Origin of the sequence: Rhodococcus sp. 11-3 (genome assembly GCF_023704055.1) — a bacterium.
GTDB classification, from domain to species: domain Bacteria; phylum Actinomycetota; class Actinomycetes; order Mycobacteriales; family Mycobacteriaceae; genus Rhodococcus; species Rhodococcus aetherivorans.
Window position 1 is genome coordinate 1,053,453 of record NZ_CP080406.1, and the last position, 16,930, is coordinate 1,070,382.

Genomic DNA, 16,930 nt, shown 5'->3' on the forward strand with positions numbered 1-16,930 from the left:
ACGGTGAGGCAGACCCGCATACAGGGTCTGCCTCACCCGGTCCCGCCGGCGGAGCTGGGGCATCCGAGCCCCGTCGGCGTGACGCTCCGCGCTGACGGGCTCGATCTCGGCGCAGTGACTCATCGCCCGTGGTGGAGGCGGGCGTGGCTGTCTCGCCGTCGCTCGCGGACACAACTCGAGATCACGAGGACCGCGGGTTGCCCGCACGCAGGGTCTGCCGCCTCAGTTGTACTTTCCGAGATAGCCCGCATCGACGGGGATAGTGGCGCCGGTGACGTACTTCGCATCGTCCGACGCCAACCATGCGACCGCACCCGAGATCGCCTCCGGCTCCATCCACGGCACCGGCAGCAGGTTCATGGCGGTGAAGGTGTCACCGAAGTCGTCGAACGTGGGATTCTCCACTCCCGGTGCGAAAGCGGACCAGATCGCGTCGTTCTGGATCATCTTCGTGTCGACGGAGCTGGGGTGGATGGTGTTGACGCGAATGAACTGGGGTGCAAACTCGTTCGCCAAGGTCCGCATGAGTCCGACGACGGCGTGCTTGCCCATGTTGTAGTGCACCTGGTTGGGGAAGCCCCGCATCCCGGCGGTCGAACTGATGATGATCACCGAGCCGCCGCGGCCGCCGTCGACGATGTGGGGAAGGGCGGCACGACACGTGTTGTAGGGTCCGTGCATCTGTACATCGATCATCTCGTGGTACGTCTGTTCGGGCATGTCGAGGAAGGGAGCGCTGGACCAGATCCCGGCGTTGGCCACGACGATGTCCAGGCGGCCGAACTCCGCGACCCCGGCATCGACGGCGGCGCGCAGAGAGTCGAGGTCCCGCACGTCTGCCGTTCGCGCCACGATCCGTCCACCGGCTTTGTCGACGAGCCGGGCGGTTTCGGCGAGGTCGTCCTGGGTCGCCAGGTCGTACGGGACGCTCGCCATGTTCGCGCAGAGATCGACGGCGATGATGTTCGCGCCCTCCTCGGCCAGGCGCACGGCGTGTGCGCGTCCCTGCCCGCGGCCGGCTCCGGTGATGAAGGCGACCTTGTCCTGCAGTCTGTTCATGTGGATCTCTCCTGGGACGATTGCTCGATGGGTGGTGTTGTTGTGAGACTGATCTGGGTGGTGACGGCGTCGTCGGCGGCTCAGCCGCCGAGGCGTGAGGGATCGATGGTCAGCGGACGCTGATAGGAGATGTCCGAACGGTCTCGGCGAGGCTGGGGACCCGTCCGCATGAGGGTCTTTGTCCGTTCCGGAAGGTTTTTCACCACTGTCATCGCGACCTGGTCGAGTTGGTCGGGGATCGAGTCGAGCGGTGCCCAGTCCCGGATGCAGGCGCGCGCGGCGATCGCCCAGTGGCCGTCGCGTTTTTCGAATCGGTCGAGGTAGCGGCCACCGCTCATGGTCAGGGGTGTTCCTTCACGGTTGAGCCCGACGAACATGTAGTACGTCTCGGTGTGGGCGACATCGCCGTCGAGCTCGCAGGTGATGTTGAAGATGGCATGTTGGTGGGACAGGTGGGTCCGGGTGTGCATGTCGATCGCCCAGTCGGCGAACTCCTCCGGGCTTCCGACGAAGACGCCGTGGTCGTCGATGGCGTCGGGATGGTAAACCGACAGCAGCAATTCGCGATCGAGCCGGTCCACCGCCCGTGAATAGGTCATCAGGCAGTCGCGGATGCTCTGCCTGTCCTGCAGCTCTCGAACCGAGGCGGCCAGCTCGGTCAGGGACGGGGTTTTCTCGATCTCGGGATTGGCGGTCATCACTGCTCCTTGTCGTCCAGCGGGGCGCATCAGGCGATCGGGTGGTCCTCGCGTACACAGGCGATGTAGTCCCGCCACACGATGCGGCCGGCGAGGACGTCCTCGCAGGTGTAATCCTGGGTAGGGGTGTCCCACCGCAGATCGGTACTGACGAACTGGAGCAGCGCTCCGAACGTGACTCGAGGCGAGAGGAACGTTTCGCTCCAGGCCGATAGGCGGGTGTCGGTGTCGATGGGTTCGCACCCGTCGGTGCGCAGGGCCTCGACCGTGCGCGGGATGTCGTCGACCAGGAACGTCATGTGGTGAAAACCCGGGCCGCGGCGGCGCATCGCTTCGGAGATGAGCGAATCGCTGCGCAGCGGCTGCATCAGTTCCAGTTTGAACCCGGGCAGCATCCAGTGCGTCAGCCGGATCCCGGTCTCGTCGTTGTCCCCGCCGCACAGGAACGTCCCGCCGATCACGTCACGGAAAAACGTTGCGGCTTCGGCCATCGACGAGACCGCGAAGGCGACGTGGTCCACCTTGGTGATCCGCTCGGCGGTCCGGCCGCCACAGACCGTGGGATCGTCACCTGTCGAGGACATCGTGGTTCCTTCCGTCGAGTTGTGGGGATCGAGTGCTGTGCCGGTTATTCCGGGGCGGGCTCTGCGGATCGTCTGGCCCGAGGACGTGTCGCCTACCGGACGGCCGTACGCGATTCCGTGTCCAGAGTCTGCGCCGCCTCGTGTAGCGCGGCTGCGTCCGCGAGTTCGGCGGTGAACTGGGTACGGGTGATCGACCACAGACGCAGAGCGGCCAGGGCCGAGATCGCGAGCGGGATCGAGGCCGCCAGGAAGATGTACTTGGGGGCAACGGATTCGGAGGCGTAGCCGGCCAGGATCGGGGTGATGATCGCGCCGATACGGCTGATACCGACCATCAGGCCGTAACCCCGAGCGCGGGCGAGCGCCGGGTACATCGGTGGTGCCATGGCGGTGTAGGAGGACACGGACACGAACACGGCCAGTCCGAGTGCGGTGGCCATGACGAGGGCGAGGGGTCCGCCCATGGTGAGGGTGAAGAGCACCAGGCTGACCACGGCCAGGCTCAGTGCCATCCAGGCGATTCGGGTGGCGAGGAATCTCAGGCCGATGAGCCCGAAGACGATCGATCCGGCGAGGCTGCCGATGCTGATGATCGTGCCGGCGATGGCGCCGTCCTGAGTGCTGCCGCTGGCGTCGGCGATCAGCTGCGGCGTCCAGGTGCCGACGAAGTAGTACGCCGCGGTGAGGAAGGCGTAGCCGATCCACAGCAGTACGGTGCGCTCGCGCAGTTCGGCGCTGAGCACCCGAGGCTTGCCGGGGGCGGGGGGAGCGACGGTGGTCGACGACTGCGGTTGCTGCTCGGTGGGGGTGTAATCCAGGCCCAGTTTCGTCGCGATGCGAGCGACCTTGTCCTGTGCCCCCGGCTTGTCGGTGGTCAGCAGGAAGGTCAAGGTCTCGGGCAGCAGAGCGGCGACCAGGACGAGTCCGAGGAAGCTGACGGCGGCCCCCACCCAGAACATCGCCTGCCATGCCCCGCCGAAGATCGACATGAGGGACACGCCGGTAAGGCCGGCGAGGGTGCTGCCCAAGGGAAATCCGACGGTGACGATGCCGATGGCGAAATTGCGGCGCGCGGCCGAGGAGTACTCCTGGGCCACCACGATCATGGTGGCGCTGATGACGCCGACACCGATGCCGGTGAGGAAGCGGCCGCCGAGCATGACCGCAGAGTTCGGTGCCAGGGCGGTCGTGACCATCGAGACGATGTTCAGGGTCAGGCCCGCCAGGATCAGAAGGCGCCGGCCGTAGCGATCTGCCAGAGGAGCGACGAAGATCGCCCCCGCCGCCATGCCGAGGAGTCCGGCACTGATCAGGTATCCCTTTTCGCTGGGGGCGGCGAAGTCTGCCGGTAGATGAGGCAGCACGAAGCCCATGGCGAAGAAATCGAAGCCGTCGAGCATGTTGCAAAACATGCACAAGACAACGATGAGCCACTGATAAGGCCTCATCTTCGTTGAATTGATCTTGCTGATGACATCCATACCTTCTGCTCCCTCGTGGAACGGTGACGGGATGATGGCGTCTACCCAGCGCGCCGTGCCCGCCGGCTCGGCGGGCACTGGGTCGGTAGCTGCGGGCCGACGGAACCGATGGGACACTGACCTCGATCGAGGTGCGCCCTGACGTTCCGTGCCCGGACGGATTCGTCCTGGACGACGGTGCTTCCACCGTGGCGGGCATCGGCCGAGCCGGACGAACGCCATAAAAAACGATTGATTGTTTTCTGCGTCACACTGTGCGCTCCCACTCGGGGAATGTCAAGAAGTTTCAAAGCGATCTGTCGACTCGGTCACCGTCCCGGAGCGGATCTCAGCGGTTCCGGATGGCGGGGTTCGAAGAGGTCCCTGCCCTTCGGCCATCGTGCTCAGCACCTCCCGGACGAGAACGGCCATGTCGTGAGCCCACACGGAGGTCAGACCGCCATCGACGGTGAGAGATTGGCCGGTGACGAATCCGGAGCGGTCACCAGCGAGGAACACTGCCACGTCGGCGATGTCCTGGACTGTGCCGGCACGACCGAGCGGGTGCAACTCGCCCAGCCGTGGGGCCAGTCGGTCGAGGAACTCGTTGTGGCGTTCGCGGCCGAGGCGGGTGGCCTGGGCGAGGATGGGGGTCAGGATGACACCGGGAGTGATGACGTTGGAGCGAATCGCGTAGCGGCCCAGTTCGTGGGAGGCGGCGCGGGCGATCTGCTCGATTCCGGCCTTGACGGCCGAGTAGGACACCGATCCGATGCCGGCCAGTGTCGTGGCGATACTCGATATCGAGACGATGCTTCCGCCGGTGCCCTGGGCCTTCATACGCTGCCCGGCATGCTTGTGCCCCAGCAACACCGATCGTAGTAACAGATCGCTGGTGCGGGTGAAGGAGTCGGCGTCGACGTCGAGCAGGCGACCCTGGCCGCCGAGTGCGCCGGCGTTGTTGACCATGATGTCGATCCGGCCGAACGTGTCGACTGCGGCGGCAACGAGAGCCTGGATGTCGGTCTCGCAGGTGACGTCGGTGTGGTGGAACACGATCGAACCGGGATGGGTGTCGGCTACTTCGGCGCCGCGGTGGTCATCGATGTCTCCGACGAGCACCACGGCGCCGTTGTCGACGAACGCTTCGGTGACGGCGCGGCCGATCCCGCCCGCGCCACCGGTGACGACGGCTACCTTGCCGTTCAGTTCTCTGCTCACGAATCCCTTTCCGATCACTCGGTCCCGCAGAACCGTCCGTATGGGCGATGTCGGCCCCCGACGGCCGGTGGCGGATCGGCGGTGCGACCTACTCGCCGACGATGATCGATTCGGTGGGACAGCCGTCGGTGCGCGACGCAGATCCTCTACCGACACCCCAGGTCACAGGCCCGCGAACAGTCGGATCCAATACCTGAGCCGAGGGCCTCATCGCCAATGCTCCATGGGCATTCCCGCTACCGGAGACCACAACACCTGCACCTCTCGATTGCCGAGCCCACCCAAATAGAGCGTCTTCAGATCCGGTCCTCCGAAAGCGATGCTGGACAGGTTGGACACACGAGACCCACGGCTGTGCGAAATCTGATCCCAGGTCAGGCGCCCCTCGGCATGGGCCGAGGCGATCGCGTCCAGCTCACTGCGATTGACGTCTTCGAACACGACGGTCCAGGTCATATCCGGTGCGATGCGGATCAGGCGGTTGGAGATGACACAGACGATCCAGAGCGCGCCCTCCGCATCGACGGCCATGCCATCGGGGAAGGTGTCTTCCGGGTAGGTGATCCGGACAGGATTACTCAACAGGCCGTCTGCCGCAACGTCGTACCGGGTGGTGCGGCAGGCAAAGGTCTCGTTGACGAAAAGGTACTTGCCGTCGGGCGAGAGCCGTAGTTCGTTCGTCCAGTTCAGCCCATCTGCCGCAACAGTGACCTTGCCATCGTGCACCAGCAGGATCTGCCCGGTGTTCTCTTCCGCGGTGAAGTGGTCGTGCTTGCGTCTCAACGAGCTGATGGTGATCCAGGCCCGGTCACCGTCCACCAGCACGAAATTGGTGCGCGGTATAGCGGTCCCGTCGAGCTCGGTCGCGAAGGGGCGGGCCTCACCACGCCGTCCGACCCGCCAGACACCCCCCGCCTTACCCATATTGGCGAACAAGAAGTCACCGTCTGCCGTCAACGCGATACCGTTCGGCCGAAAGCCCTGCGCAATCAGATCTGCCTCGACGGCGGGGCCAGTGGTCCCGTCGGGCGCGATCCGCGCGATACCGAGCGTCCAATCGCCGGTGTAGATCGAGCCATCGCTTGCTGCCAGCACGCATTCCGGCCGGTTCAGGCCACTGCCGATCTGCGACAGATCCGCCGGCTGAAACGGCTCGATTTCGGTCAGCACCATTTGTCTTCTCTCCTGATTGCAATGGAGTCAGGCCGCGATCGGAGTGCGGTCGGGATCTCCGATCGCGGCGACTCTTTGGGGGCTCAGCGGTTGCGTCGGCGTGCACCAAGCGTGACGCTGCCGCTCACAAGGCCAGGTAACCGCCATCGACGGGAATCGTGACTCCTGTGACATACGAGGACATATCGGAAGCGAGGAACACCGCCGGGCCGGCGATCTCCTGTGTCTCGCCGACACGACCGAGCGGTAGTCGTTGGAGGAACTTCTCGCCCGCTTCACCGGTCACCGTCATCAGGTCGCTCTTGATCCTGCCCGGTGCCAGTCCGTTGGCTCGACCACCTGTCGGGCCGAGCGTTCGGGCGAAATACTGGACCAGTGAGCGGACGGCAGCCTTGGACGCGCCGTAGGCGGCACTCGATCTCGGCGCCGTGAATCCGGCAATCGACGAAACGAAGATCACGCTTGCGCCCGCATGCTTCAACGTGGGCAGCAGCGCGACTGTAATGTCCCATTGCGCAGTGAGGTTCACGCCGATGACCTGATCCCACTTCTCCGCCTGATCAGGATCGTTCGGTCTGATGCGGGGCGCGATGCCCGCATTGTTCACCAGCACATCGATATTTCCGTATTGCTCGGCCATCCGAGCGCCGAAGGCATTGACGCCCTCACGGTCGCTGATGTCCAGGATCTCGGCAGAGGCCGAACCACCCGAAGCCTTGATGTCCGCAACCACGACATCTGCTGCTTCCTTGTTCCTGTCAACCACCAGGACGTGTGCGCCTTCCGAGGCCAGAGCGGTCGAGATGGCCGAACCCAGGCCGCGGCCACCTCCGGTCACTACCGCCGTCTTATCGGACAGTCGTGTCATCTGCTTCTCTCCTTTCGCGAATCAACCGGCCGGTGTGGCAAGTCGATCGATTTCTGTGTGCATTCGGTGCCTTGGCCAGCTGTAAATCCGAGACGTCGCAGGATCACGACATGACGTATCCCTTGTAGCCGTTGCGGGTCACGTCCTCGCAGTACTCCCGGAACCTGGGATTGCCCCCAACGAAGAGCAACACCTCGCGTTTGTCGCGCCCCTCGATGTTCTTGTTGATGCCGGTGAACCAGGAGTTCGTCTGCCCAAGGAGCAACTTGCCCATCAACTTCGTGCAGTAGAGCGTATAGCTTTCGGCTGCATCGGGTTCCGGCTCTATGCGTTGGACATGGTTTTCCTTTGCATGGGCCATCATTTCGCTCAGCCAGTCGACGGCGAGCGCCGAGCAGCGCGGAATGTTGCAGAAGGTGGCCCCGCTCTGCGGTCCGACAAGCAGGAAGAAGTTGGGGAAACCGGGGCATTGCATACCCATGTAGGTGGTCACGCCATCAGCCCACGCATCCTTCAGTGCCACACCGTCCGTGCCGCGGATGTCGATACGGTTCCACGCTCCCTTGACTGCATCGAAGCCCGTGGCGTAGATGATGACGTCGAATTCGTGCAGGGTCTCGGTGGTCTGGATGCCATCGGGTGTGATTCTGGTGATCGGCGTCGTGTTCAAGTCGACCAGGGAGACGTTGTCCTGGTTGTAGACCTCGTAGTAGTCGGTTTCGAGAGGCACCCGCTTCATGCCGAAGCCGTGATCTTTCGGGATCAGCAGTTCGGCGGTGCGGGGGTCCTTGACCCGCTCACGAATCTTCTGGGCCACGAATTCCGAGACGTACTTGTTGGCTACCGGATCGGACAGCACGTCCTGATACGCACCGAGCCACAGCGAGAATCCCGGGCCCTTGTACAGTTCTTCCAGCTTGGCATCGCGCTCCTCCTTCGGAACGTCGAACAGGTTCTTCGGAATGAACTCGTGCGTATAGCCGGCAATGGATGCGTCGCACTTGGCAATGAACTCGTTGTAGTGCGATTTGATGTAGTCCATCCGCTCCTGGGTCATGGGACCGTTGCCCAGAGGCGTGCACCAGTTCGGTGAGCGCAGGAACACCGTCAGGTTCTTGGCGACCTTTGCCATCTCCTGAATGACCTGCACACCCGTTGAACCCACGCCGATCACGGCTACGCGCTTGTCGGAGAAATCCAGATCGGCGGGACCGAATCCGTTCGGGTCATGCGGCCAGTTCGCGGTGTGGAAGCTTTCGCCCTTGAAGGTGTTGATGCCGGGGGCGTTGGGCATCTGGGGCGCGGACAGCGGTCCGAGGGCCGAGAAGACGAAGCGTGCAGTCACCGGAGCGCGATACTGTTGTTCGAACTCGAGTGTCCAATAGTTGTTCTCGTCGTCGAAGACGGCCTTCTTGACCCGCGCGTTGAAGATGTAGTCCTTGCGGATGTCCATGAGGTCGGCCGCGCGGTGGATGTATTCGAGTACTTCCGGTTGGGCGGCGAAGCGCTCGGACCAGTTCCACTCCTGCATGAGCTCTTCATTCCAGAAGTAGCCGTACACTTCGCTCTCCGAGTCGACCCGAGCGCCCGGATAGCGGTTGTGATGCCACACACCGCCGATGTCGTTTGACCCTTCGACGCCCAGGACGGAGTAGCCCATCTCGCGCAGTCGATAGGTCTGGTACAGACCGGTCAATCCCGCGCCGATCACCACGGCGTCGAAATCGAGTTCTTTCGTCATTGCACTTCCTCTCGTTGGCCTGGGGGCGAGCGTTCCGGGCGGCCGAACAGGCGAGCCGCTTCGCTGCGTCGATCGAGCCCCGGACCAATAACAATCGTTTGTTTTTCATGCGCCGCACGTATCCACGGATATGTGTCACGCGTATGGGGCTTGCAGGGAATTCGAGGCCGGTCAGAGCCCCATCTGCTTGGCGATGATGCTGTGCTGGATCTCGTTGGTGCCACCGCCGACCATGCCGTGCTTGGCCTCGCGGAAGTAGCGCTCCATGTCGTACTCGGGCAGCGTCGCGTAACCGCCGAGGGCCTGCATGCCGTTGGTGGCCACCCGGAAGGCGGTCTTGGCGGCGAAGACCTTGGCCATGGAGACCTCCTTGAGCGCCTTCTCTCCACGGGCCAGCTTGGTGGCGGCGCTGTAGACCAGCAGGCGTGCCGCCTCGACCTCGCACTCGTCCTCGGCCATGCGGTGCTTGAGCACTTGGAAGGACGACAGTGGCCGGCCGAACTGGGTGCGGTCCTTGGTGTAGCGGATGGTGTCGTCGAGGGCGGTGCGGGCGTTGCCGACGTAGGTGGCTGCCAGGCTCAGGCGCTCCCATTCGAGGTGGCTGCCGACGACGGTCCAGCCGTCGCCCGGCTGGCCGATGATGTTCTCCACTGGGACGCGGGCGTCGGTGAAGAAGATCTCCGTCGTGCCGAGGCTGCGGCGGACGATGGTGTCGAGTTTGCGGACGTCGACGCCCTCGGTGGTGTTGGGCACCAGGATCATGCTCAGACCCTTGTGCTTGTCCTCGGACGTGCGGGCCATGACGGCGATGACTGTGCCCGGGAGGTGGGCTCCGGAGCAGAACACCTTGTTGCCGTTGATGATCCACGAGTCACCGTCTTGAACGGCGCGGGTGCGCAGGCCGGCGGCATCGGAACCGGCATTGGGTTCGGTGATGGAGATGCTGAACTTGATCTTGCCTTCCATGAAGTCCGGCAGGTACTTCTGGCGCTGCTCGTCGGTGCCGTGGAACGCAATGTTGGTGGCGGTGAACATCGAGGTCATGATCGCCGCGGCGAAGTCGAGGCTGTACTTGGCGATGGCTTCGCAGAAGATCGCGTACATCACCGGGTCGGCTTCGAGGCCGCCGTACTGCTCCGGGATGAGCAACCCGAGCCAGCCGCGGTCGGCGATCTTCTGGTACGCCTCCTCCGGGAACTCGCGGGCCTCGTCGTGCTTGCGGATGTACTCGATCCCGACCTCACGCTCCATGAAGGCGTGGACGGTCTCGTGCCACATCTGCTGCTCGTCGGTGAAACGGAAATCCATGAGTTCTCCTGGGGTGTGACGGGGGTGATATTCGGAGGACGCTGTGGTCTTGACCACCTTAACCGCATCTGATAGCAATAAACAAGTGATTGTTTTTTCAGCACCGTCCGCCCCGGTGTTCTCAGTCGGGCACCATGGAAAGATGTGAGCGTAGATGGGTCTGCAACACACGTACCAGGGCATACGAGTCCTCGACCTCAGCGAGAACATCGCCGGTCCCCTCGCGTGCATGATCATGGCCGACCTCGGCGCCGACGTGATCAAGATCGAACGCGCCGTCGGTGGCGATTCCACCCGGCTGCTCCCGCCGCAACGGGAAGGCACCGGAACGGTGTTTTCCACAGTCAACCGCAATAAGCGCAGCGTCGCCCTCGACCTCGCCACCAGGCAGGGGCGAGACGCCGTCCTGCGCCTAGCCCGCGACGTCGATGTGGTGGTCGAGTCGTTCCGGCCCGGTGTCGCCGAGCGACTGGGCCTCGGATTCGACGACGTCACCGCCGTCAACGACCGAGTGATCTACTGTTCGATCAGCGCCTTCGGCCGCGGACGACTCGGCCATGACCGCCCCGGCTACGACGCGCTGGTCCAGGCCTTCACCGGGATCATGAGTCTGACCGGTGACCCCGATGGCCGCCCGGCCCGCACCGCCCCCTCCCTCGTCGACATCTCCACCGGGATGTGGGCCGGCATGTCGATCATGGCCGCGCTGGCCAACCGGCCCCGTCAGGACGGTCCGGTCCGCCTCGAATCCACCCTGATCGACAGCGGCCTGTTCATGATGTGCCACCAGATCATCGGCCTCGTGGCCGCCGACTTCCACCCGCAACGACTGGGATCGGCCGCCCCCAGCACCGCGCCCTACCAGGAGTTCCCCACCTCCGACGGATCGATCATGGTCGCCGCCGCCACCAACCGACTCTTCCAAAAACTCTGCTCTGCAATGGAAGCCGAGGAACTCGTCGACGATCCGCGATTCGCGACCGTCACCGATCGGGTGCACCACCGCGAGGACCTCACCACCGAACTCGAGAAGGTGTTCGTCACCCAATCGTCCGGCTACTGGCTCGCGCGCATCGCAGCCGCCGGGGTGCCGGTCGGTCCCGTCCACTCCCTCGAGGAGGCCCTCGCCCACCCATTGACCAAGGAACGCGCACTGGTGGTCGACGACCCCGCTGCCGCACAGGTGCGCCTGCCGCTCGACCAAGACCGCGACCTGCCGCTCGTCTCTCCACCGCCGCTCGGCCAGCACACCGAGGACATCCTCCGTGAGGCCGGCTTCGCCCCCGAAGAGATCCGTGCCCTCGTATCCGCCGAGAACACCCTCCCGTGAACCGGAGACCCGCCGAGATGAATCCTGACACTACGACCGAACGCCGCTTGGCGCTGGAGCAACGGTACGCCCCGTGGCGGCCGCGTACCACCGCCCAACTGTTCGACGAGGTCGCCGCCGAGTACCCCGAGCGCCCCTTCGTCCTGACCGACGACCGCACCTACACCTACGCCGACATGCACCGGTGGACCCTTCGACTCGCCGCCGGACTGATGGCGGTCGGCGTGCGGCCCGGCGACCATGTCGCCGTGGACATGGCGAACTTCGCCGACTTCATCGCACTCAAGCTGGCAATCGCCCGGATCGGCGCGGTGTCCGTCGCGGTCAACTACCTGCTCCGGCACGAAGAACTGGCCTACGTGCTGCGCCAGTCCGACGCGAGCGTGCTGATCACGATGGACGAGTTCAGAGGGCTCGACTATCTGGACTGCCTCGACCGGATCGCTCCGGGCTGGGAGGACAACGGTGGGGGAGAGGCCCTGCCGCGGCTGCGGCACGTCTTCGTCCGCGCCGTGACCTCGGACCTGCCCCGCCGCGGCGCTCCGCTGTCCTGTATCGAGGCCGCCGGTGCCTCGATCCCCGACGAGCAGGTGCTCATGGTCACCCGCGGGGTCGGCGCGCGGACCGTCTCGGACATCCTGTACACGTCCGGGACCACGGGCAAACCCAAGGGGGTCATGCTCGTTCACGATGCGGTGACCCGCACCGCCTACAGCTCGGCCTATACGCGGGCCTTCCAGGACGGGCGTCGCATCGGCTACGCCCTGCCGATGTACCACGTCTTCGGCTACATCGAGGCGATGGTGGCGGCGATGTTCGTCGGTGGTGCCGTGGCACCACAGGTGACGTTCGATCCGGCGGCCATGCTCGCGTCGGTCTCACGCCACGACATCGACGAACTCATCTGCGTGCCGACGATGACCTCCCGGCTGCTCGACGCGGCCGCCGACGGAACCTACGACCTCTCACCCCTGTCGACGATGTTCTCCTCGGGCACCGCCCACAGCCCGGAGATGTGGCAGCGCATGCTCGACGTGCTCGGCGTCGAGGAACTGTTCACCGCGTACGGGCAGAGTGAGACCACCGCGTCGACGATGTGCACGCTGCCGGGAGACGCGCTGATCCGGTTCCAGACCACCAACGGCACCGTCAAGCCCGCCGGCGCCGCCGGCGACCCCGGCCTCGGCGCTGCCGTGGCGGTGTACAAGGTCATCGCGACCGACACCGGCGCCGATCTGCCGGTGGGAGAGATCGGTGAGCTCGTGGTGCGAGGCCCGGCGGTCACCCCCGGGTACTACAACAAGCCCGCCGAGACCGCGGCGCTGTTCACCGCGGACGGGTGGATGCGCACCGGCGACCTCGGTCGCCTCGACGCAGACGGTTACCTCACGCTGACCGGTCGGATCAAGGAGTCGTACCGCTGCGGTGGTGAGCTGGTGCTCCCGTCGGAGATCGAGGCCGTGCTCAACCGCCACGAGGCGGTGAAGGTGGCACACGTGGTCGGCGTTCCGCACGAGCGCATGGGCGAAGTCGGATGTGCCTTCGTCGTGCCTGCCGACGGCGCCTCGATCCAAGAAGACGAGTTGATCGCCTATTGCAGCGATCTGCTCGCCCGATTCAAGGTGCCGGCCCATGTCCTGGTGGTCGCCGAGCACGAGCTTCCGGTCACCGTGACAGGCCGGGTGCAGAAGTTCCGCCTGGTGCAGCGGGCGACCCAAGTGCTGGCCCAACGCGTCGAAACGGTGAGATGACCATGGCCCAACCCTCCAACGACATCGTCATCGTCGGCGGTGGCCTGGCCGCCGTGCGGACCGCGCAGGGGCTGCGGACCCTGGGCTACGACGGGCCGATCCGTCTGTATTCGAACGAGTCCGAACCGCCGTACGACCGCCCGCCGCTGTCGAAGGACTTTCTGACCGGTGAACTCGACACCGACGGCCTGCATTTGCTCCACGACAAGGCCCTGGCGAGACTCGACCTCGACATCCATCTGGATTCGGAAGTCGTCGCGCTCGATCCGGCCGGCCGCCGTCTGGCCCTTGCCGACGGCACCACCGTGCCCTACGGACGCCTCGTGGTGGCCACCGGGGCGCAGGCCCGCCGATTGCCGGGGTTGTCGCCCTCAGCGCGCATCCACTACCTGCGTACCGTCGACGATGCCCGTGCGCTACGCACGGCGTTGGCCGACGCCTCCCGGATCACGGTCGTCGGAACCGGCTTCATCGGGCTCGAGGTGGCCTCGTCGGCCCGCCACCTCGGTCTCGAGGTCGACGTCGTGGCCGCCGACGAAGGACCGATGATCGGCATCGTCGGTCGCCGGCTGTCCCAGTGGCTGACAGAGCTGCACACCGCGCACGGGGTGCGCCTGACCAATTCGGTCGTGGTGTCGTCGGTGGACGAGTCCGCCACGGGGGTGACCCTCACCCTCGACGACGGCACCTCCCGCTCCTCGGACATCGTGGCCGTGGGGGTGGGCGTCGGCCGCGAGCTGCAGTGGTTGCGCGAGGCCGGGCTCGAGGTGGACCGAGGCCTGGTGTGCGACGTCGACGGCCGCACCAGCGATCCGTTCGTCTTCGGTGTCGGGGACATCGTGTGCATGCACATCGGTCCCGAGCACGAGGACCTGCAGCACTGGACGGCCGCCGCCGACAGCGCCCGCCGCACCGCCCACGCATTGATGGAGGCCGAGCACTCCCACGACCCGGGCGACGGGTTCTTCTGGACCGAGCAGCACGGCCACCGATTGCAGTTCGTCGGTGCCGGCGGCACCGACGCCGAAGTGGACGTGCTCAGTGGATCGATCGACGAGGGGAAGTTCGTCGCGCACCTGCGCTGCGGGAGCACCGTCACCGGGGTGTTCGCCTCCAACAGTCCCCGCGAATTCCTCGAGGCGCGTCTGGCCTTTCAGAAGCAGGCCGCGGCCGGCGCCGTCGGCTGACGGCGAATTCTTACGATCAGGAGGTACCTGTGAGCATCGATATCGAACGCACCCTCCCCGTAGCGGACCGGGTGGCGATCACCGAGTTGTACGCGCGCTACTCGACGTCCTTCGACACCGGGGACGTCCCAGGATGCATCGAATTGTTCACCGAGGACGGCACATTCACCGTTACGGGGCGGGAACCGGTGGCGGGCACAGCGGCACTGGCGCAGTTCTTCGCCGCCGCGGCCCAACGGTCCGCCGGCACCCATCACATCGTCAGCAACATCCTGGTGGAGAAAATGTCCACGGATCGGGCGCGGGGCAGCGCGCGCGTGCTGGCACTGCGGGTCGACGGCGAGACCGTGCGTCTGGCCGCCCTGGGGCGGTACCGCGACGAGTTCGCCAAGGTCGACGGCCGTTGGCTGATCCACACCCGGTGCGTCGACTCCGGTGTGCCGGACTCGCTCGTCGGCGCCGTCGTCGTCCGGCCCGACTAGGCGTGGGCTGCGCCGTGGCCGACGCGCACGCTCGCCAGCACGATCTCGGCCACGCCCGCAGCGACCGCCTCGGCCGGCTCCGAGCCGTCCGCGGGCAACCATTCCGGGCACCAGTTCACCATGCCGAGGACGGCGCGTACGGCGGTCGGACGATCGAGGTCGGGGGCGAATTCGCCGGCCGCTACCCCGGCGTCGATGATGTCCCGGAGCCGGTGTTCGTAGGCGTAGCGCTTGGCCACGATCCGGGTGCGCTCCGGTGGTTGGATGTGGCGCCACTGGTGGTAGACGACTCGGGCGCGGTTGACGTCTTCGGCCACGACCCGCACGTGGGCCTCGACGAAGTGCCGCAGTTGTTCGGTCGGAGTGCCGGGCAACTCGGCCACAGCGTCGAGGTACTGGTCGATGCCGCTCTCGACGAGACTGACCAGCATCGTGTGCTTGCTGTCGATGTGGGCGTACACGCTGCCCGGCTGGATTCCCAGCGCCTCGCCGAGGTCGCGCACGGAGGTACCGGCATAGCCTTGCCGGCTGAACAGACGCACCGCTGCCGCCATGAGCCGTTCCTGCTTGGTCGGTTTCTTCGGTGCCGAAGCGCGGGCACGGGACTGCCGGGGCATGGCGCCTCCTTTCGAACGGGTGGCCGTGCAGTGCGGACACCACGGCATGACACCTGATTGTTCTCTACCCGGTTTCCGACGAGTACAGCGGTCTTGTTACCGGCCTCACCTGATGTTACATTCAAAAAACAAATGATTGTTCACCGCTCCTCGGTGACTCGAACGGAGGAAGTTCGATGAAGCAATTGGCCACCCCCTTCCAGGAGTACTCACAGAAGTACGAGAACATCCGCCTCGAACGAGACGGCGGCGTCCTCCTGGTCACCGTCCACACCGAAGGCAAGAGCCTGGTGTGGACCTCAACCGCACACGACGAGCTGGCCTACTGCTTCCACGACATCGCGTGCGACCGGGAGAACAAGGTCGTCATCCTCACCGGCACCGGCCCCTCGTTCTGCAACGAGATCGACTTCACCTCGTTCAACCTCGGCACCCCGCACGACTGGGACGAGATCATCTTCGAAGGCCAGCGTCTGCTCAACAACCTGCTGAGTATCGAGGTGCCGGTCATCGCGGCGGTCAACGGACCGGTGACCAACCACCCGGAGATCCCCGTCATGTCGGACATCGTCCTCGCCGCGGAGTCCGCCACCTTCCAGGACGGACCGCACTTCCCTTCCGGCATCGTGCCCGGGGACGGCGCCCACGTGGTGTGGCCGCACGTGCTGGGCTCGAACCGTGGACGCTACTTCCTGCTGACCGGCCAGGAACTCGATGCTCGCACCGCCCTCGACTACGGCGCGGTCAACGAGGTCCTGTCCGAGCAGGAGCTGCTGCCCCGCGCCTGGGAGCTCGCCCGCGGTATCGCCGAGAAACCGCTCCTGGCCCGCCGGTACGCCCGCAAGGTGCTGACCCGTCAGCTGCGGCGGGTCATGGAAGCCGACCTGAGTCTCGGCCTCGCGCACGAAGCGCTCGCCGCCATCGATCTGGGAATGGAGTCCGAACAGTGACCAGCACAGCACCCTCGACCGTAGCCGAGACGGGGACTTTCCACGTCGACCGCTACTTCGAGGACTTCCCGGTCGGCACGGTCTGCGTCACCGGCGGTCGCACCGTGGACATGTCCGACATCTCGATGTTCGCCGGCCTGACCGGCGACCACTATCCCCTGCACACCGACGAACAGTACGCCAGCCGAACCCAGTTCGGTACCCGAATCGCGCACGGGCCCTTCACCTTCTGCATCGCGGTGGGTCTGGTGGCCCTGGCCGGCTTCTACGGCGAAGCCATCGTCGCGATGCGCGAGGTCCAGTCGATCCGTGCCCTCAAGCCGGTGCGTCCCGGCGACACCGTGCACGTCCGGGTCGAAGTGGTGGCTGCCGAACCCGCACGAAAGCCCGACCAGGGCATCCTCTCCCTCGATTACACCGTGGTCAACCAGCACGACGAGACGGTGATGACCGTCCGAATGGTGTTGCTGGCCAAGCGACGTAGCCCCTTGGAAGGCTGAC

At 65.3% G+C, this 16,930-nt stretch carries 16 protein-coding genes; 6 read left to right on the forward strand and 10 right to left on the reverse strand.

The genetic code is table 11. The annotated features are described in order from the left end of the window. Positions 1–222 precede the first annotated feature (222 nt). From KZJ41_RS04925 to KZJ41_RS04965, 9 genes are all read right to left on the reverse strand, one after another. A complete protein-coding gene (locus tag KZJ41_RS04925) occupies positions 223–1,059 on the reverse strand; it encodes a mycofactocin-coupled SDR family oxidoreductase (protein ID WP_006942926.1) in 837 nt (278 codons plus the stop codon). A gap of 80 nt (positions 1,060–1,139) precedes the next feature. Beyond that, on the reverse strand, positions 1,140–1,757 hold the full coding sequence (locus tag KZJ41_RS04930) for a nuclear transport factor 2 family protein (protein ID WP_006942927.1): 618 nt from the start codon (positions 1,755–1,757) through the stop codon (positions 1,140–1,142). A 29-nt stretch (positions 1,758–1,786) separates the two neighbouring features. Then, positions 1,787–2,341, reverse strand: coding sequence for a VOC family protein (locus KZJ41_RS04935; protein ID WP_006942929.1), 555 nt, complete (start codon positions 2,339–2,341; stop codon positions 1,787–1,789). 92 nt (positions 2,342–2,433) lie between these two features. Continuing rightward, positions 2,434–3,822, reverse strand: a complete 1,389-nt coding sequence (locus KZJ41_RS04940; RefSeq protein ID WP_232334114.1) for an MFS transporter — start codon at positions 3,820–3,822, stop codon at positions 2,434–2,436. A 276-nt stretch (positions 3,823–4,098) separates the two neighbouring features. Then, positions 4,099–5,022: an SDR family NAD(P)-dependent oxidoreductase gene (locus KZJ41_RS04945; RefSeq protein WP_044476301.1), complete on the reverse strand. Its 924-nt coding sequence runs from the start codon at positions 5,020–5,022 to the stop codon at positions 4,099–4,101. 207 nt (positions 5,023–5,229) lie between these two features. Then, on the reverse strand, positions 5,230–6,195 hold the full coding sequence (locus KZJ41_RS04950; protein ID WP_006942934.1) for an SMP-30/gluconolactonase/LRE family protein: 966 nt from the start codon (positions 6,193–6,195) through the stop codon (positions 5,230–5,232). A gap of 124 nt (positions 6,196–6,319) precedes the next feature. Beyond that, positions 6,320–7,063, reverse strand: a complete 744-nt coding sequence (locus KZJ41_RS04955) for an SDR family NAD(P)-dependent oxidoreductase (protein WP_006942936.1) — start codon at positions 7,061–7,063, stop codon at positions 6,320–6,322. A 103-nt stretch (positions 7,064–7,166) separates the two neighbouring features. Continuing rightward, entirely contained in the window at positions 7,167–8,804 is a 1,638-nt protein-coding gene (locus tag KZJ41_RS04960; RefSeq protein ID WP_006942944.1) for an NAD(P)/FAD-dependent oxidoreductase, read from the reverse strand. Positions 8,805–8,975: 171 nt separating this feature from the next. Further along, a complete protein-coding gene (locus KZJ41_RS04965; protein ID WP_006942948.1) occupies positions 8,976–10,112 on the reverse strand; it encodes an acyl-CoA dehydrogenase family protein in 1,137 nt (378 codons plus the stop codon). A gap of 154 nt (positions 10,113–10,266) precedes the next feature. Here KZJ41_RS04965 and KZJ41_RS04970 point away from each other — a divergent pair, with 154 nt between their 5' ends. From KZJ41_RS04970 to KZJ41_RS04985, 4 genes are read left to right on the forward strand one after another with little or no spacing between them, the layout of a single operon-like run. Beyond that, a complete protein-coding gene (locus KZJ41_RS04970) occupies positions 10,267–11,442 on the forward strand; it encodes a CaiB/BaiF CoA-transferase family protein (protein ID WP_006942951.1) in 1,176 nt (391 codons plus the stop codon). 17 nt (positions 11,443–11,459) lie between these two features. Continuing rightward, positions 11,460–13,193 carry a class I adenylate-forming enzyme family protein gene (locus KZJ41_RS04975; RefSeq protein WP_044476297.1) on the forward strand — a complete coding sequence of 578 codons (1,734 nt, stop codon included), beginning with the start codon at positions 11,460–11,462 and terminating at the stop codon, positions 13,191–13,193. 2 nt (positions 13,194–13,195) lie between these two features. Beyond that, the gene (locus tag KZJ41_RS04980; RefSeq protein ID WP_006942957.1) at positions 13,196–14,380 is read left to right on the forward strand and encodes an NAD(P)/FAD-dependent oxidoreductase; all 1,185 of its coding nucleotides are present in this window, start codon (positions 13,196–13,198) and stop codon (positions 14,378–14,380) included. 29 nt (positions 14,381–14,409) lie between these two features. Continuing rightward, on the forward strand, positions 14,410–14,862 hold the full coding sequence (locus KZJ41_RS04985; protein ID WP_006942960.1) for a nuclear transport factor 2 family protein: 453 nt from the start codon (positions 14,410–14,412) through the stop codon (positions 14,860–14,862). On the opposite strand, the gene KZJ41_RS04990 is transcribed toward KZJ41_RS04985, so the two are convergent. After that, positions 14,859–15,479: a TetR/AcrR family transcriptional regulator gene (locus tag KZJ41_RS04990; protein WP_006942961.1), complete on the reverse strand. Its 621-nt coding sequence runs from the start codon at positions 15,477–15,479 to the stop codon at positions 14,859–14,861. The two genes, KZJ41_RS04985 and KZJ41_RS04990, sit on opposite strands and share 4 nt — an antisense overlap. A gap of 176 nt (positions 15,480–15,655) precedes the next feature. Between KZJ41_RS04990 and camK the strand changes: the two genes are divergently transcribed. Continuing rightward, positions 15,656–16,429: a 6-oxocamphor hydrolase gene (gene camK / locus KZJ41_RS04995; protein ID WP_006942964.1), complete on the forward strand. Its 774-nt coding sequence runs from the start codon at positions 15,656–15,658 to the stop codon at positions 16,427–16,429. Then, a complete protein-coding gene (locus KZJ41_RS05000; RefSeq protein WP_006942965.1) occupies positions 16,426–16,929 on the forward strand; it encodes a MaoC/PaaZ C-terminal domain-containing protein in 504 nt (167 codons plus the stop codon). Before camK ends, KZJ41_RS05000 begins: the two co-directional genes overlap by 4 nt. The last annotated feature ends 1 nt before the right edge of the window (position 16,930 follow it).

Bases quoted from the DNA above. Each gene is read 5' to 3' on its own strand.
- KZJ41_RS04955 (WP_006942936.1), bottom strand. From the start codon at position 7,063: ATGACACGACTGTCCGATAAGACGGCGGTAGTGACCGGAGGTGGCCGC.
- KZJ41_RS04975 (WP_044476297.1), top strand. From the start codon at position 11,460: ATGAATCCTGACACTACGACCGAACGCCGCTTGGCGCTGGAGCAACGG.
- KZJ41_RS04970 (WP_006942951.1), top strand. From the start codon at position 10,267: ATGGGTCTGCAACACACGTACCAGGGCATACGAGTCCTCGACCTCAGC.
- KZJ41_RS04960 (WP_006942944.1), bottom strand. From the start codon at position 8,804: ATGACGAAAGAACTCGATTTCGACGCCGTGGTGATCGGCGCGGGATTG.
- KZJ41_RS04990 (WP_006942961.1), bottom strand. From the start codon at position 15,479: ATGCCCCGGCAGTCCCGTGCCCGCGCTTCGGCACCGAAGAAACCGACC.
- KZJ41_RS04965 (WP_006942948.1), bottom strand. From the start codon at position 10,112: ATGGATTTCCGTTTCACCGACGAGCAGCAGATGTGGCACGAGACCGTC.
- KZJ41_RS04940 (WP_232334114.1), bottom strand. From the start codon at position 3,822: ATGGATGTCATCAGCAAGATCAATTCAACGAAGATGAGGCCTTATCAG.
- KZJ41_RS04980 (WP_006942957.1), top strand. From the start codon at position 13,196: ATGGCCCAACCCTCCAACGACATCGTCATCGTCGGCGGTGGCCTGGCC.
- KZJ41_RS04925 (WP_006942926.1), bottom strand. From the start codon at position 1,059: ATGAACAGACTGCAGGACAAGGTCGCCTTCATCACCGGAGCCGGCCGC.
- KZJ41_RS04950 (WP_006942934.1), bottom strand. From the start codon at position 6,195: ATGGTGCTGACCGAAATCGAGCCGTTTCAGCCGGCGGATCTGTCGCAG.
- KZJ41_RS04930 (WP_006942927.1), bottom strand. From the start codon at position 1,757: ATGACCGCCAATCCCGAGATCGAGAAAACCCCGTCCCTGACCGAGCTG.
- KZJ41_RS04935 (WP_006942929.1), bottom strand. From the start codon at position 2,341: ATGTCCTCGACAGGTGACGATCCCACGGTCTGTGGCGGCCGGACCGCC.
- camK (WP_006942964.1), top strand. From the start codon at position 15,656: ATGAAGCAATTGGCCACCCCCTTCCAGGAGTACTCACAGAAGTACGAG.